Genomic DNA, 15,266 nt, shown 5'->3' with positions numbered 1-15,266 from the left:
TGCGCGGGCGAAGAAGAAGGGCCCCGCGGTGAGGGCCGCATGCGCCCGGCATCGGCGCTGCTTCACCAGCTCGCGCGCAGTTCCTTCCAGTTCGGCGTCGCGGCGAGGACCGTGCCCACGAGGATGACCATGCAGCAGACGATCTGGAGCACGGAGGGGACCGTGCCGATGAGGAGGAGTGCGAAGATCACCGCCCAGGCCGAGTAGGAGATGTTGAGGGCCATGCCCCGTGAAGCGCCGACCGTGTTGATCGCCGTGTAGTAGAAGAGGTAGGACGCGGTGCCCGCGAGGGCCGCCAGGGCGATGACCCCGGTCCCGAGGGTGGGGATGGCGCGGATGCCGAATCCGAGGACCCCGGCGATCGGCGCGACGACGAGAAGGTAGACGAGGGCGGAGGTCGATTCGCGGATCTGGAGGGCCGAATCCTCATCGACTTCGTCGTCGCGCATCCCCCATGCGAGGATCACGGCTTCGGAGCCCCAGCCGAGAACGCAGGCGAGGGCCGCCACGATGCCGAGGACCGCGTTTCCCGAGGTGGCGCTGCCCGTCGAGGAGTAGCCGATGAGGATGATCGCCCCGAGTGCGACGAGGAGGGCGAGGATCTGGCGCGGACGCATGCGCTCCTTGAGGAAGAGGTATGCCAGGAGGGTGCCGACGGCCGGGTAGAAGGTGGAGATGATCGCGGTGTACCCGGGGCCGATGTTGTTGATCGCGATGAGGTAGCCGGTCATGCCGAAGGGGCCGCCGAGGATCGCGCCGAGGGCGATGGCTTTGCCGGAGCGCGTTCGGATGGCCGCCAGAGTGCGGCCGAGCCTTCCGCGCGCGCCCATGTAGACGAAGAGGATGAGGGCGCAGATCGCGTCGTGGAGGAGCGCGGAGGCCATCGAGGCCTGGGAGGCTCCCGCGAAGGGCGCCATCGCCAGGGCGATTCCGAGGATGACGGTGTCCAGGCCCCAGAGGGCTCCGGAGAAGACTCCCCATCTCATGCTCGGACTCCTTCCCCGTCCGCGGCCCCGTACTCGGCGAGCAGGCCCGAGACGTAGTCCGCGGCGTGGCGGTAGTAGACGTAGAGGACTTCGCCGACGTTGTCCCCTTCGGCCTCTTTGAGGAGCGCCCAGACGTACCAGCACCAGCCCGCGAAGACGACGTAGGACCAGAAGTGGCGCTTCTCCTGCTCGGTGGGGGTGCGTCCGAAGTAGTACGCGAGGGCGGTGTTCGCCCGTTCTTCATCCATCGCCTCGGTGCAGACGACCATGGTGCCGAAGTCTGCGGCGATATCGGACATTCCCGCGTATTCCCAGTCGATGAGGTCGATCCGGCCGTCGGTTCCGACGAGGAAGTTCAGGGGGAAGAAGTCGTTGTGCGAAGGGCCCAGACCGAAGCCGTCGGCATCGGCGAGCTCCTTGAGGCGCAGGACCCTGCCCTTGAGTTCGTCATAGCCGGGCACTTCGATGGGGCCGAATTCCTTGAGGAGGGATTCGTAGCGCAGCCCCTCTTCGACGAAGTCGAAGCGCCGTCCGAGGACCCGGCCCGATCGGTGGAGCTCCCGATCCATGCGCATCGCGGTCGCGAGTTCCTCATCGTTCGCGACGTCGAGGATGCGGCTGTTGGGGATGAAGCGGGAGATCTTCCATCCCTTGAGCGGATCGGAGGCGAGGAAGGTCGTGTCGATCCCGATCTCGCGCGCGAGTTCGAGGGCCTCGGTCTCGGCGAGGCGGTTGACGATCTTGCCGGTGCCGACGCCGGGGTGGCGGTACACGTACTCCTCGTCCCCGACGCGGAAGTGGCACGACAGGTTGGTGATGCCCTGTTTGAGGGGGTAGAAGTCCGTGATCTCGTCCTTGGGGCACCCCAGCACCTGCGAGATCGTGTCGAAGACCTCCGAATCGACGTTCTCCATGAACTTCGGGTCGAAGGAGCGCAGTTCGTCGACGGAGTCGAACTCGTAGATGACGCCCGCCGGATACTTGCGGATCACCATGTCGAGGTCCTTGACGTGGTCGAGGTAGATCGATTCCCACAGCTTCCCGGCTGTTTCGGGCATGAGGTAGACGTCTTCGAGGATCGCGCGGAAGCGCGCGGAGAAGGCGCGGTCGAAGTAGACGTGGCCGAGCATGGTCCACGCATCGGCGCCGCCGACGGTGGCGCCGGTGATCCGTCCTCCGGGCCCTGTGGCGATGCACCATTCGGCTGTCGGCCCTTCGGCGTATTCGGCCGAGTAATAGGCCGTGTACACGTGGGATTCGAAGGGGTTGGAGGTGAAGTAGTCGTCGGAGGAGCAGATGTAGGTGTTGGCGAGCCTGTCGCGGACGAGCCACAGGGAGCCGTTGTTGTTGCGCGTCATGTATTCGCGGTTGACGACGATCTTCACCCCGAATTTCTCGACGAGGTAGAAGAAGTACTCCTTCTTGTACCCCACGACGACGGTGATGTCGGTGATCCCGGCTTCATGGAGCTGACGGATCTGGCGTTCGATGAGGATTTCGCCGCGCACCCTCAGCGTGCCTTTCGGGCGCTCGTAGGAGATGGGGGCGAAGCGCGAGGAGAGTCCGGCGGCCATGATGACGGCGTTGTCGACCCTGTGGGGGTCGAGGGCGCGTCGCCCGTCCTCGGTGAGGCGGCGGTTCTCGATGAAACCGAGGGCCTCGCATTCGCGGACGGCCGCGTTCACGCGTCCGAGGGACATGCCCGTCGCGTCCTTGAGTTCGCGTTGGGTGAGCGCACCCGGTGCGCGGAAGAGGGCGAGGAGCACGTCGAATTGCGCGCGGGAGAGAGGGGCCATCACACACCTGTTCATTCTTGAAGAACGAGAAGATGTGTTCAATCATAACGGCAGTTCAACGATTTGTGAACAGCACGTGCCGCACTCCCTCACCGGCACAGCTCGATGCGCCACAACTCCGCTGTCCCGAAGCTCGCGATCTTCGTGAAGCCCGAAGAAAGATCGAGATCGGCGTATCCCGGATAGAAGTACTCCACATCGTCGCGCCAGACCTCGGAATCCGTGTACAGCAGCGCGTTCCCGCCCTCGTCGCGGATGATCCGGCAGACCTGCGGATCGGAGCGGATCTGCGAGAAATGCTGCGCGAGATAGCCTTCATCGGAGGAGGCGGACGGGGCGGACGCGATCTTGTGATAGGCGCTCGCCGAGGTGTACAGGGAGATGAGCCCGGCGCCCGTCTGCGGGGCGCCGTAGACCACGTCATCGGCGCCGAGGTCCGAAGCCGAGGCGAGGAGCCCGGCGCGCTCATCCGGGGAGATCCACAGGGGGTGGATGATCCAGCCCGGCAGGAACCCCCGTCGCGCCCAGATCGAAGAGTCAGTCGAAGCGCCCCAGACGCTCACGAGCGCGAAGGCCGCCACGACGAGGGTCGCGACGAAGGAACGCGCCCGCCCGCCCGAGGGCGCCAAGCGGTTGAACAGGCGAAGGGCGATCCATTCGATCGCGAAAGCCGAGGAGGCCGCGTACACGAGGATCAGGATCTCGAGATAACGCCCCGAGTCGCGCCAGAACCCCCCGGCGAAGGCCCACCACCACCCTTCGGGGGCATCACCGACCACGAGGACGGCGATGAGCGCGCCCCAGGCCCCCACGAGCGCACCGCGACGCGTGAACGCCGCAAGGGCGACGCCGAACAGCCCGGCGAGAACGAAGGGCGCATAGCTGAAGGCAGCGCCGTCGACCGGGGGGAAGAGGAGGATCTCCTCGACGAGCTCGAGGGGGTCCAGCCAGGAGGTCGAGTAGCGGGCCAAGGCTTGAAGACGGGGGACGAAGGGCATGAGCAGGAGCGGGAGCAGGCACGCGAAGGCGGCGCCCGCGCCCAGGAGCACTCCGCGGACGCCCTCCGCCACCGCCGCGGCGCGCCGAACCACCGGCACGAGGACGATGAGGCAGGACGCGATGAGGAAGAACTGACCGGCTCCGGGATGGCCCACGCACAAAGCGCCCGTCATCACCGCGATGAGCAGGAGCATCGTCCCGTGCCGCCCCTCGTCGAGCAGGCGCTGGAGGACGGCGATCGCCCCCGGCACCAGCACGATGGCGAATGTCGCGGCGAACTGGGCGAAGAACAGGAAGGGCATGCTCGGGAACCACATCGTCGCCCAGACCAGCAGCGGACCGGCGATGAGGGCGGCGGCGCCTCCCCCGAGCGAAGCGATGAGAAGGGACACCCCGAGGGGCGCGAGCACCCCGACGACGGCGAGGAGGGCCGCATTCGCCGCGAAGGGGGTCGATGTCCACGGGACCAGGAGCGAGGCCCAGGCGTGGAAGCCGTTCGGATACAGCGGCGAACCGCTGACATCCCGGGAGGAGGTGATGATCGAGGCGTTTGCCGAACGATGGATCCCCTCAATGAGATTGAGGTGGAGCATCGCATCGTGGTTCTGCAGGATCGCCCACGGATTCCCGAGGGCATCGGTGAAGAAGACGAGCGCGAAGAGCGAGGCGATCAGCACGCCGCACGCCGCCCACACCCGGTTCCCGAGCCGCGGCCCGCCAGGGGCGGCGGTGAAGGGGAGCAGGCGCGCGGAACGCGGAGCGCACCACCGGGCGAGGGCCATCGAGGCGACGAGGACGGGCGCAGCGGCCGAGGCGACTGTCACGGGGGTCCATCCCACGCCAAGAAGGTCGAAGACGACGCCGCTCACCCCGATGAAGCCGAGGGTGAGGATCGGCCCCGCGCCGAGGGCGACGGTCGGCGAAGCGCCCCAGCTCCGCGCGGCAAGAGCCCCCGGGAGGACGAGAACGGCGCTGAGGAGCACCGCCGCGACGTAGAGCGCCCCCCAGGAGAGAAATGCCTCCATCTCGTTCAGGACGCCGAGGACCAGCGCCCGCCCCCGATGGTCATACGGGGGACTCCCTTCCAACGGGCGGCGTCCGTCACCCGACGCCCGTCGAACAGGAGCCTGATCCCGGGGAAGTCCGTCGGAGCGAGATCCTCGTATGCGGCGTGATCGGCCTGGACGATGACGGCGTCAACCGCTTCGCCGAGGTGGTAGGGCTCCCACCCGAAACCCGCGAGCTCCTCATCGGTGTACATCGGATCCTCGACCACGACCCGCGCGCCGCGCTTTTCGAGGGAGGCGACGGTGTCGAAGATCCCGGAGAACGCAGTCTCCTTCACACCGCCGCGGTAGGCCGCGCCGAGGACCGCGATCTTGAGATCCTTGAGATCGCCCAGCACGCCCTCGAGGCGCGAGACGACGTATTCGGGCATGTCCGCATTGAACCAGCGGGCCGTCGAAACGACGCTCGCATCGGGATCGGTCGAGAGGTAGAGGCGCGGGTAGACGGGGATGCAGTGGCCGCCGACCGCGATCCCGGGCCGGTGGATGTGGCTGTAGGGCTGGGAATTGCAGGCGTCGATCACCCGGTACACGTCGATGCCCGCCTTGTCGGCGTAAACGGCGAACTGGTTGGCCAGACCGATGTTGACGTCCCTGTAGGTCGTCTCGGCGAGCTTGGCCATTTCGGCGGCCTCGGCGCTGCCCATGTCCCAGACGCCGTTCGGACGGGGCAGATCGGGGCGCTCATCGAAGTCGAGGAGCTGCTCGTACAGGGCGATACCGGCTTGCGCGCCCGCCTCGTTCAGGCCGCCGACGAGCTTCGGGTAGCGGCGCAGGTCCTCGAAGACGCGGCCGGTGAGGACGCGTTCGGGCGAGAAGACGAGGTGGAAGTCCTCGCCCTCGTGCAGACCGGAGATCTCCTCGAGCATCGGCTTCCAGCGATTGCGGGTCGTGCCGACCGGAAGAGTCGTCTCATAGGACACGACGGTGCCCGCAGTGAGGTGCTCGGCCAGCGACTTCGTCGCGGCGTCCATCCACCCGAAGTCGGGCTTCGAGTCCGCGTCGACGAAGAGCGGAACGACGAGGATCACCGCGTCGGCGCCGGGGATCGCCTCGGAGTAGTCGCTCGTCGCCCTCAGCCGCCCCGCGGGCACGAGCTCGGAGAGGAATTCCTGAAGGCGCGCCTCACCCGGGAAGGGCTCCTTCCCCTCGTTGACGAGGGCGACGGTCCGCTCGGAGACGTCGACGCCGATGACCTCGTGCCCCTTGTTCGCGAATTGGACGGCCAGGGGGAGGCCGATCTTGCCGAGGGCGACGACCGCGATGCGCATGCGTGAATCTCCTGAAGTCGGGGCTTTCCTCCCGCAAGTGTAGCCATCGCGGCGCGGGGGATCCGCATTACCGGACGGCCCGGAGAAGGACCTCGGCGGCTCGACGCCCCGTCGATTCGATCGAACGATGATCGACGACCCACGAGTGAAGGCGCTCCCGCTCCTGTCGAAAACGCCGCTTTTGAAGCGCCGCGGCCATCGCCTGCGCGGTTTCGCGGGCCTCATGGGCGACGGCCCATCCCAGATCGGCCTCCCGGATATCCTCGCGCGCGGGCCCCGCACCCGAATACACGACCGGGCATCCGCATGACAAGGCGGCCAGCACCTTCGTCGGATATGCGAAGTCGTATCCGATCCCGGGTTTGATCGACACGAGCGCCGCAACGGCTCCGCGCTGCCATTGAGCGGCCTCGTCCGGGGGAACCGAGGGGACGAAGACGACGGCGGGGCGCCCCGGCGAGCCGTGAATGCCCGCCGCCATCTCAGCGAGGCGGGGCCATGCGGACCCCTGTCCGAGGAAGACGATCTGCGCCGAGGGGTGCTGGCGCCTCAGGAGCTCAAGGGCCTCGATGAAGACCTCGGCGCCCTGCCACTCGGATGCCGTGCCCGCATAGACGAAATAGTCGTCCCCGATGCCCAGAGCGCGTCGGACGGCATCCGGGGGCGTGTCCCCTCCGACGTCGAAGACCGCGGGGTCGATGCCGTTCGGGACCACGACCACCTCCGAGGCGCCGAGTTCGCGCGCACGGCCCGCCACTTCGTCATTGATCGCGATCACGGCGCGCGCGCCCTTCATGGCGAAGGACTCCATCGCCCGAACCACCCGTTTGACGACTCCCGGAGCATTCGTGGCGGCGGTCGCATCGGACCACACGTCGGGGGCGTACCACACGTACGGGACGCGTTTGAGCGCGAGCGCGCATCTCGCGACGACGCCGGTGGTCGGCGGCGGCTCGATCAGCGCCCCCCTCGCCCGACGCGCGACGAGGATCCGGAAGAAGGCCGGCACGTCGAAGCTCATGTATGGGAGATACCCCCGCAGGTACCCGCTCTTGTCGCGAAGCGCCGGCCAGCGCGACACCTCGACGCCCGGGTCGTCGTCGCCGGACGCCCCCGGCGGAGGCGCGGTCGTGAGGACGCGGACGCGGGCGCCCGCCGCGACGAGCGCTCTTTCCACCGCTCTGAGCCGGAAGGAGGCCGCCGAGCTCTCCGGCATGTGAATGCGCGAAATCACGAGGATGTCATGCGATTCCTTCGCCAAAGGGGTCAACATCGGGCACTCACCGCCACCAGGATTCGATACGGATGCTCGGAATCATACCCGGTAGCGGCTGACGGGGATGAGGCGCCTCACGCGCTCATTCGAGGGGATCGGACAAGCGCCTTGATAGCATCGACGAGGGCGAGGAGGCCTCGAATCGCCCACAACGCTGGACTGCACGAGAGGACCTGATGCGCATCCGAACGCCCCGGACGCCCGGCTTGAACCTCCTCATCTACCCTTCCCCGCTCGCCGGCCCCGGAAGGGTCTCGAAGATCGCGAGGAGCCTCCAATCGAGCGGCCGCTTCACGGGAACGCGGATCGTCGGGGTCGATTCGACGGACTTGCCCTCCCGTCAGGATCTGGGCGGAGGAGTCGAGCTCATCCGGATCCGGGGGGCGAACTTGAAGGATCGCTTGGGCGCCCTGAGAATCCTCACGCTATGGCAGGCGCGCGTGTATCGGGCGTTCCGGAATCAGAAGGTGACCGCCGTTGCCGCCCAGAACCTCTTCGTCCTGCCGATGGCCCACGCGCTCGCGCGTCGAACCGGCGCCGTGTTCGCCTATAACGCTCACGAACTCGAGACGGAGACGATCGCTTCGAAGGGCTTGAGACGGAAGGTGCAGCGCCTCATCGAGCGCAGGTACATCCGCAAGGCCGATGTCGTCTCGGTCGTCAACGAACCCATCGCCCAGTGGTATCGGAGCGCTTACCCGGGCGTCGAGCCCGTTGTCGTGACGAATTCGCCGATCGATTCAGGGGAGCGCGTGGATCTGCGGACGCGGCTCTGCGTCCCCGATGACGCCCTCCTCTACATTCATGTCGGCTTCATCACCGCCGGACGCTCCGTTCCGCTCATCCTCGACGTCTTCTCGCGTCATCCCCAAGCGCATGTCGTGTTTCTCGGGGACGGGGCGCTGCGCCCCGATGTCGAGCGGGCCGCGAAGGACTTCCCGAACATTCATTGGCTCCCCTCAGTCACCCCCGACGACGTGGTCGCGCACGTTCGGGGGGCCGATGTCGGATTGTGCCTCATCGAGCAGCCCTGCCTCTCGATGGCGCTTTCAACGCCGAACAAACTCATGGAGGCGCTGAAGGCGGGGATCCCCCCGCTCTGCTCGGACCTGGTCGAGGCGCGTCGGATCCTCGGGGATTCCGCTCGGACCTGGGTTCTCGAGGACCCCTCTTCACAACTCGAATCGGCGATCGCGCGGATCACGCCCGCCGATGTTGAGCGCTTCAAAGCGGATCCGCCGAAGATCCCGACCTGGGACGAACAGGCGGTCTCACTCGTCGCCTCCTACGCAAGGGCGCTCGACGCCCCCGATCCCCGCTGATCGCCCACGCCGTCATCCACGAAAGGAACGCCATGCGCGTCATGTCCGTCGTCGGGGCCCGTCCCCAGTTCGTCAAGCTCGCGCCCATCGATCACGCCTTCAAGGCATCCGGGATCGATCACATCATCGTCCACACGGGCCAGCACTACGACCCCCTGCTTTCCGACGTCTTCTTCACCGACCTCGGCATCTCGGCCCCCGAGGTGCACCTCGGCGTCGGCTCAGGATCTCATGGCCGCCAGACCGGGGCGATGCTCTCCGCTCTTGATGAAGTCCTCGAGACCCGCAGGCCCGACTGGGTCCTCGTGTACGGAGACACCAATTCGACGATCGCCGCCGCCCTCGCAGCGGTGAAGCTCCACATCCCGGTCGCTCATCTCGAGGCCGGGCTGCGCTCCTTCAACAGGCGGATGCCCGAGGAGATCAACAGGGTGCTGACCGATCACGCCTCCGATCTCCTCCTCGCCCCCACCGTCGTGGCCGCGGAGCACCTGGCTCACGAAGGCCTCGCCGAACGCAGCGTCGTCGTCGGCGACGTCATGACCGATGTGCTGCTCAAGATCCGAGACGAGGCGGCCTCCCGCATCGGATCCCCGATCATGAGCGCTTTCGGCTATGAGGCCGGCTCTTACTCGCTCGCGACCATTCACCGGCCCGACAACACCGACGATCCTGAGCGCCTTCAGTCGATCCTCGATTCCCTCGCCTCGATCGATCACCCCGTCGTTCTCCTCGCCCATCCGCGTCTCATCGCCAAATGCGAGTCCTTCGGGATGACGATCGATCGGGGGAACCTCATCGCGCACGAGCCCCTGCCCTACCCGGAGCTCATCGCCTCCGCGATGCGCGCCCGGGGCATCATCACCGATTCCGGAGGTCTTCAGAAGGAGGCCTTCCTCCTGCGGGTGCCGACGACGACGGTCCGTCCGCAGACCGAGTGGATCGAAACGGTCGAACTCGGGTGGAACGTCCTCGTCGAACCGGGAGAATCCCTCATCCACGCAGCCGAACGGCCCCGACCGGCCGATACCGATGCCTCCCCCTACGGAGACGGTCGCGCCGCCGAAACGGTCGCACAGGTGCTCCTCGAACGATCACGATGAAGTCGACGCGGGCCGGGGAGCCCGGCCCGCGATCATTCGAGGAGGGCCGAAGCCGCTTGACGCGCGCGGGCCGCCCATGTCGTCTCCTCGCGGACCCTCAACGCCGACGTTCGAGCGTCCCCGATCCCGGACGGATCGGCGATCAATCGCGCAAGGACGTCCCCGATGCCCCTGCGCGAATACTCCGGAGCCCATCCGGCCCCCGTCTTCTCGATGAAGTCACCGGCGTAGGTGCCTTCGGTGGCGAGGACGGGAAGACCTCGACCGAGATATTCGAAGAGCTTGATCGGCGCCGCGAAGGAACGGTATTCGATCGGTTTCATCGCGAGGACCCCGATATTCGCCTGAAGGAAATAGGGCTCCAATTCAGCGCCCCTTCCATGAACAACGCGAATCCGATCGCAAAGGAATCGCTCGTAGTCCGCCCGATGCGCTTCCCACTGCGCCGGGGGCACGCACATCGTGAGCTCGGCTCCCCCAGTCTGCGCGACCGCTGCGGCGCATTCGGCGAGGTCGTAGAAGCGCCCCAAGCCGCCCACGTAGAAGAGGCGCACCCCTTCCTTCGAAGGAGCGAGCGGCGAAATCGGCGCTCCGGGCGGGAGTTCCCGGAACTTCTCCGGATCGATCACGGGGATGTAGTCCCCCATCCGCATCGAGGGCAGGAAAAGGACATCGACCGTCTGAGAGAGGCGGCGCAAGTCCCTCTCATAGTGGTAGCGCATTGCGAGTCGGTACGGCAATCGCCGCCACTCGAGGAAACCGGGGAACCGCCAGTAAACGTCCCGGTAGAAGGCGCCGACGGGGACCCCGGCGGATCGGCAATCGGCGAATAGTTGAAAATCGTCCCTCGGATCGACATGCGAAGACCGCGGTTCCGACATCGCGATGGGACTCGAGGAGAGCTCGGAGTAGCAGAATGCCACGTCGCCGGCGCGAAGGGCCCTCCGCGCGGCGACCGCCTTCTCGCGCCGTTCGGCCGCCGTGCCCGTGACATCGATGACGTCGTATCCTTCCTGACGGAACGCCTCGAGCATCCGATAAGGACGAATCGCAGAACCGACTGCGCCGTCAGCGGCAACCCGCATCGGGGAATGGAAGATCACCTGCGTCAAAGCGTGGTCCCCTCCTTGTCCGTAAACGACTTCTTGACAACGGCGTCATACATCTCGGTCCATCGCTTCGAGAAGGCTTCCGTCGAGTAGCGCTCCCGGGCAGCGCGCCTGATGTCTTCCGGAGAGTCGTACTTCTCCCCTTCGCTGATTCTCCGCATCGCAGCGACGAGCGCAAGACGATCATCGACCGGAACGAGCTCGCCGTTTCCCTCACGCACGGCGAACTCCCCGGCCCACGTCGTTGATGCTACGAGGCGAAGTCCCGCTGCCTGCGCTTCGGACAAGACGGTCCCGCCCGCCTCAACCGCGCTCACCAGGACGAAAACATCCGATTCGCCGAGAGCCCGAGCCGTCTCGGCGCGAGTCCGCATGCCGAGGAAATCGATCCGGACCGAAGAGGAGCATCCGGCGAGCGAGTTCCGGACCGCCGCTATTGCTTCAGGAGTACCGCCAACGACGGATAACGCCGCTCGCTCCGCATCGTTGGCGAAGGCCTCTGCGAACGCACGGCACATTTCAATCACGCGCTTGTTCTCGTCGATATGCGAGACGTGAATGAATCGAACCGGGCCGCTCCCGCGCCGAAGAGGCCTTTCGACGCCGAAGAAGGAATCCGGAACGGGTAACTCGACGGCGAGCCATCGCGTTCCCGAATACCGACGCGCCAAAGCGGAAGCGAATCCGGAGGAGACCGTCGTGAGGAGCGACGCGCCTTCGACTGCGGCTTCAATGACCTTGCGTCGTCTCAAAAACGCATCAGCGCGGATCGAAGAGGGCCGGTGCTCGGTGAGAACGTAGGGGATCTTCCAGATCTCCGAGAGCAGGGCGGCGCTCGTTCCACCTGGAAACACCGTGTGCGCGTGAAGAACATCGGGGCGAAGATCCGGACGAATGATCCTCACGGCGCGGGTGAGGAGCGATCGGTGGATTCGGTGCTCCAGTGCCACCAGCACCGGAGGCAGTGCCGGCAGCGCCACCCGAAGCACGGGGATTCCGTCTTCATCGACGATCTCAGGGCGCTTGCGCCATGCGCGTGACTCGATGCCGACCGGGAAGGTGACGACGACGAGAAGTTCGATCCCCGAATCGAAGAGCATGCGCGCCTGTTCCCGGAAAAAGGAACCGTTGTATTCCGATCCGGGTGCGGGGTACCACGACGGTACGAAACAAACTCTCATGCGGAGCGCCCCCCACGATCAAAGTCCCCTGCCGTTTTGAGGCTCATGAGTACGAGCACCCCGAGCATAGCCGCCATCAAGAAGCCGAGAACCGTCACGGTCTCCAGAAGTCCGAAGGAGGAGAACTTGAGCCAGGCGAGCGGAACGGCGCAGTAGAAGAGCGCGAAGACGAGCATTCGCTGTTGATTCTCGGTGATGACGAAGAGATTCGAGATCGGCGAGGTGAGGACGTTCATGTAGAGCCACGGCGTGAGGGCTCGGGCGAAATAGCCCGCCTGCTCCCATTGCGAACCGAAGACGAAGGGGAAGAGCCAGGGCGAGACGATGTAGAGGAGGAGGAAGGGGAGGGCCGCGGCGAGCGCTGCGCTCTTCAAGGTCTTCACGACGAGCGGCTTCATCGAGCCGCGAGGCGTATCCGACAGCTTCTTGAGGAAGACCTGGCCGACGCTGCCCGCGATCAGCCCCACCGGGACCTGCATGATGTTCCACGCGAGTTGGAACTGGCCGAGGGACGCGATCGTCACCGCCCCGATGAGGAGGTTGATCCCGCTGTTGCGGAGCGCGTCGACGAGGGCGTTCGGACCGTTGAGGAGCGGCATCCTCCGGTAGCGATGCGCAACCTCTCCGATCTTCGGCTCGCCGATCTCCTTGGAACGCGAATCCTTCGTCTTGCGCCGGAGCACGATGAGGACGACGAGCTGACCGAGAATGGTGCCCGACATGAGCGCTGCGAGGCCCCCGTGGAAGACGAGCCCCAGGATCAGCTGGAACCCGGCGATCGCGAGGGCGTTGACCACGCTCACCGTCGCGATGTCGGCGAATCGTCCCTTCCGCGTGAGCCAGAAGCGGAGATTCTGCGCCTGAGCGACGAGGAATACGGTGATCCCCGCCCCCATGAGCCACTTCCCGAGCTCCGGGGAGTGGTGGTAGTGCTCGGTCAGCCACCGCGATCCGAGGATGAGGACGAGCGAGGTGAGGAGGGAGACCGCGATGATCGATCGCGATGCGAGTCGCTGGACGACTCTCGCGGTCCGATCATCATCGGGGAGCATGACCGCCAGGTCGAAGCGCAGGGCCGCGACTGTGATGACCAAAGCGGTCACTGAACCGTAAACGCCCAGCAGCCCCTTGTCGAAGTCCGTGTAGGTCCGCGCGATGAAGATCTGAAGGACGAGGGTGACGCCCTGTGCGATGAGAGTGCCCGACATGAGGGTGAGCACCCCGCGGAGGAGCGGACTCGAGGTGAGGACCCCGCGGAAACGAGCCGCCATCCGCCTCACTCGATTCATCTGCCGGCCCCTCGTCGTCCGTAGGAGGCGAGCAGCGAGTCCACGGCCTGAATCGGCCCGTGGTGAGCGGCGACCCAGGATGCGGCCTCCGTGGGCGCCTGCAGTTCCATCCCTTTAGCGACCGCCTCGCGAACCGCGGCGGGGATGTCGTCGAGCCGATCGACCTTCTCCGAGACGACGGGGACGTCGCGCAAGGAGGGATGGTCCCCCGCGTACCACCGCGCGAGCAGCGGCATGACCAGGGGAATTCCGATCGTCATCGCTTCGAGCTCCGACGCTCCCATCACGCCGGTCGCCTGTCCGACTGCGAGGCGCCCCGTCGATAGCCAAGAGAGATACTCATCGTGACTCATGCGAGGCACGAGGCGCACGCCGAGCTTAGCCGCCTCCTGCGCCCGAGCCCCCCAGTCGACGCCCTCGATCCTCGCCTCGGGCGCTGCGCTCCTAACTGCGCGGAGCACCTCGAACAAGCGGTCTGCGCCCTTGGAGTCGTCCCAGCGCGAGGGGAAGACGATCGGCCCCGTCTCGGGGAGCTCGCGTACGCGGGGGACGGCCGCGGTGTCGACGACCACGGGATGGAGCAGTGCATCCGGACGCAGATCGAGCACGTGCTCGGCAAGATCCGGTGTCGTGTAGAAGACGAGCTCCGCCCTCGTGATCGCCCGTTCAACGCAGCTCCGGCGAGCGGGATCGTATCGTGCGATCCTCGCGTCCGAACCGTGAAGATGGAGGGCCATCGGCCTGGGAACCCACCACGTATGCGCATCGACCGTGGCGCCGTGAACATGAATGAGATCCGAGGGAAGCGCCTTCGCGGAGAGCCGCAGCTCCCACGCCGCCCCCCGGAGGGCGCGTCGCACGGGGCGCATCCGGGGCGACCACGCAGGATCGACCCGGGCGATCGGCAGGAGATCCCAGTCCAGGCCGCGACTGCGCGCTTCGCGCACCAGATGGGTGCCGATGCTCGCGATGTCGTTGACGTGGAGAACGCGCATATCGCCATTCAATCAGACCCGTGACCGCGTCGTAGAATCCACGTACCGCCCATGCGATGAGGGGACCCCATGCATCCGCCGATTCTTCTGCTCACGACACCCGGATGGTCGACGTCCGAGGACGGCTCGGCCCGCGCGTGGTCACCTGTCGCGGGCCTCGGGCCAAAACCGGCCCATCTGAGCGCCGAAGAGCTGTCGAAGACCGCCGGACACTGGGCGCTCGTCGAGACCGACGGTCCGCGAGTCGTCATCAGCGTCGACAAGATGCGCTCCCTCCCGATTGTTTTCACGCGCATCGACGGCCAGTGGATCGTCGCCGACGACATCGAATCGATGCGCGCATTGCTTCCGTCATGGGAGCCCAACGTCGAGCAGGCCCGTCTCTTCGATCATCTCGGATACGCCGTCGGCGGCGAGACCCTCGTCGCGGGCGTCCACTCCCTGGAGGCCGGGCAGCGGGTGACGCTCCACCCGGACGGCACGATGACGCGAGTGCACTACGCTCCCTACGCGCACACTGCGCGCTTGTCGACGCCCGAGGAATTCGATGCTGCCTTCGCCGGAGCCCTGGACTCGACGATCGACAGGCTTCTCGAGGCCTCAGGCGAGCGCCAGCTCGTCGTCCCCCTCTCGGGCGGCCTCGATTCCCGGCTCCTCCTGGCCTGGCTCATCAAGCGGCGGGCCCCTCGGATCCTCACTTTCACATACGGCAGGAAAGGATCGTCCGAGACTGCGATTTCAAGGCGAGTGGCCGAGGCGCTCGGCGTTGAATGGTTCAGCATCGACCTCGTGCCCGAAGAGATGAGACGCGTATGGGCCTCCGCAGAGGGAACGGCCTTCCGGAGGGCGAATTGGAGGGGGGCCTCCCTTCC

General features: G+C 66.3%; 12 protein-coding genes. 3 read left to right on the top strand and 9 right to left on the bottom strand.

Annotation, left to right across the window (positions count from 1 at the left end):
• Positions 1-62: 62 nt before the first annotated feature.
• The 5 genes from ACQY7V_RS04225 to ACQY7V_RS04205 all read right to left on the bottom strand — a co-directional run bounded on the left by ACQY7V_RS04225 (position 63) and on the right by ACQY7V_RS04205 (position 7,392).
• A complete protein-coding gene (locus ACQY7V_RS04225) occupies positions 63-986 on the bottom strand; it encodes a DMT family transporter (protein WP_154478207.1) in 924 nt (307 codons plus the stop codon).
• The gene (locus ACQY7V_RS04220; protein WP_235361264.1) at positions 983-2,782 is read right to left on the bottom strand and encodes a MarR family transcriptional regulator; all 1,800 of its coding nucleotides are present in this window, start codon (positions 2,780-2,782) and stop codon (positions 983-985) included. The genes ACQY7V_RS04225 and ACQY7V_RS04220 overlap by 4 nt, the downstream gene beginning before the upstream one ends.
• A gap of 89 nt (positions 2,783-2,871) precedes the next feature.
• Positions 2,872-4,806, bottom strand: a complete 1,935-nt coding sequence (locus ACQY7V_RS04215; protein WP_320836461.1) for a DUF6541 family protein — start codon at positions 4,804-4,806, stop codon at positions 2,872-2,874.
• A 5-nt stretch (positions 4,807-4,811) separates the two neighbouring features.
• Positions 4,812-6,119: a nucleotide sugar dehydrogenase gene (locus ACQY7V_RS04210; protein ID WP_428639052.1), complete on the bottom strand. Its 1,308-nt coding sequence runs from the start codon at positions 6,117-6,119 to the stop codon at positions 4,812-4,814.
• A 67-nt stretch (positions 6,120-6,186) separates the two neighbouring features.
• Positions 6,187-7,392 (bottom strand): glycosyltransferase family 4 protein, encoded by a 1,206-nt coding sequence (locus ACQY7V_RS04205; RefSeq protein WP_428639050.1) that lies wholly within the window; start codon positions 7,390-7,392, stop codon positions 6,187-6,189.
• Positions 7,393-7,571: 179 nt separating this feature from the next.
• On the opposite strand from ACQY7V_RS04205, the gene ACQY7V_RS04200 reads away from it, so the two are divergent.
• Positions 7,572-8,717 (top strand): glycosyltransferase, encoded by a 1,146-nt coding sequence (locus ACQY7V_RS04200; RefSeq protein ID WP_320836459.1) that lies wholly within the window; start codon positions 7,572-7,574, stop codon positions 8,715-8,717.
• 32 nt (positions 8,718-8,749) lie between these two features.
• Positions 8,750-9,820: a non-hydrolyzing UDP-N-acetylglucosamine 2-epimerase gene (wecB, locus tag ACQY7V_RS04195; RefSeq protein WP_428639049.1), complete on the top strand. Its 1,071-nt coding sequence runs from the start codon at positions 8,750-8,752 to the stop codon at positions 9,818-9,820.
• A gap of 32 nt (positions 9,821-9,852) precedes the next feature.
• On the opposite strand, the gene ACQY7V_RS04190 is transcribed toward wecB, so the two are convergent.
• From ACQY7V_RS04190 to ACQY7V_RS04175, 4 genes are read right to left on the bottom strand one after another with little or no spacing between them, the layout of a single operon-like run.
• Positions 9,853-10,905: a glycosyl transferase family 1 gene (locus ACQY7V_RS04190; RefSeq protein WP_428639047.1), complete on the bottom strand. Its 1,053-nt coding sequence runs from the start codon at positions 10,903-10,905 to the stop codon at positions 9,853-9,855.
• A gap of 23 nt (positions 10,906-10,928) precedes the next feature.
• The gene (locus tag ACQY7V_RS04185) at positions 10,929-12,110 is read right to left on the bottom strand and encodes a glycosyltransferase (RefSeq protein ID WP_320836458.1); all 1,182 of its coding nucleotides are present in this window, start codon (positions 12,108-12,110) and stop codon (positions 10,929-10,931) included.
• The gene (locus ACQY7V_RS04180) at positions 12,107-13,381 is read right to left on the bottom strand and encodes a lipopolysaccharide biosynthesis protein (RefSeq protein WP_428639046.1); all 1,275 of its coding nucleotides are present in this window, start codon (positions 13,379-13,381) and stop codon (positions 12,107-12,109) included. Before ACQY7V_RS04180 ends, ACQY7V_RS04185 begins: the two co-directional genes overlap by 4 nt.
• 14 nt (positions 13,382-13,395) lie before the next feature.
• Positions 13,396-14,394 carry a hypothetical protein gene (locus tag ACQY7V_RS04175; protein ID WP_428639045.1) on the bottom strand — a complete coding sequence of 333 codons (999 nt, stop codon included), beginning with the start codon at positions 14,392-14,394 and terminating at the stop codon, positions 13,396-13,398.
• Positions 14,395-14,463: 69 nt separating this feature from the next.
• Between ACQY7V_RS04175 and ACQY7V_RS04170 the strand changes: the two genes are divergently transcribed.
• Positions 14,464-15,266 (top strand): asparagine synthase-related protein (locus ACQY7V_RS04170; protein ID WP_428639043.1); only part of this gene is annotated, 803 nt, incomplete at its 3' end.

This window comes from Schaalia sp. (assembly GCF_050312375.1).
Taxonomy (GTDB): Bacteria; Actinomycetota; Actinomycetes; order Actinomycetales; family Actinomycetaceae; genus Pauljensenia; species Pauljensenia hyovaginalis.
This window is presented reverse-complemented; position numbering and strand designations above follow the sequence as displayed.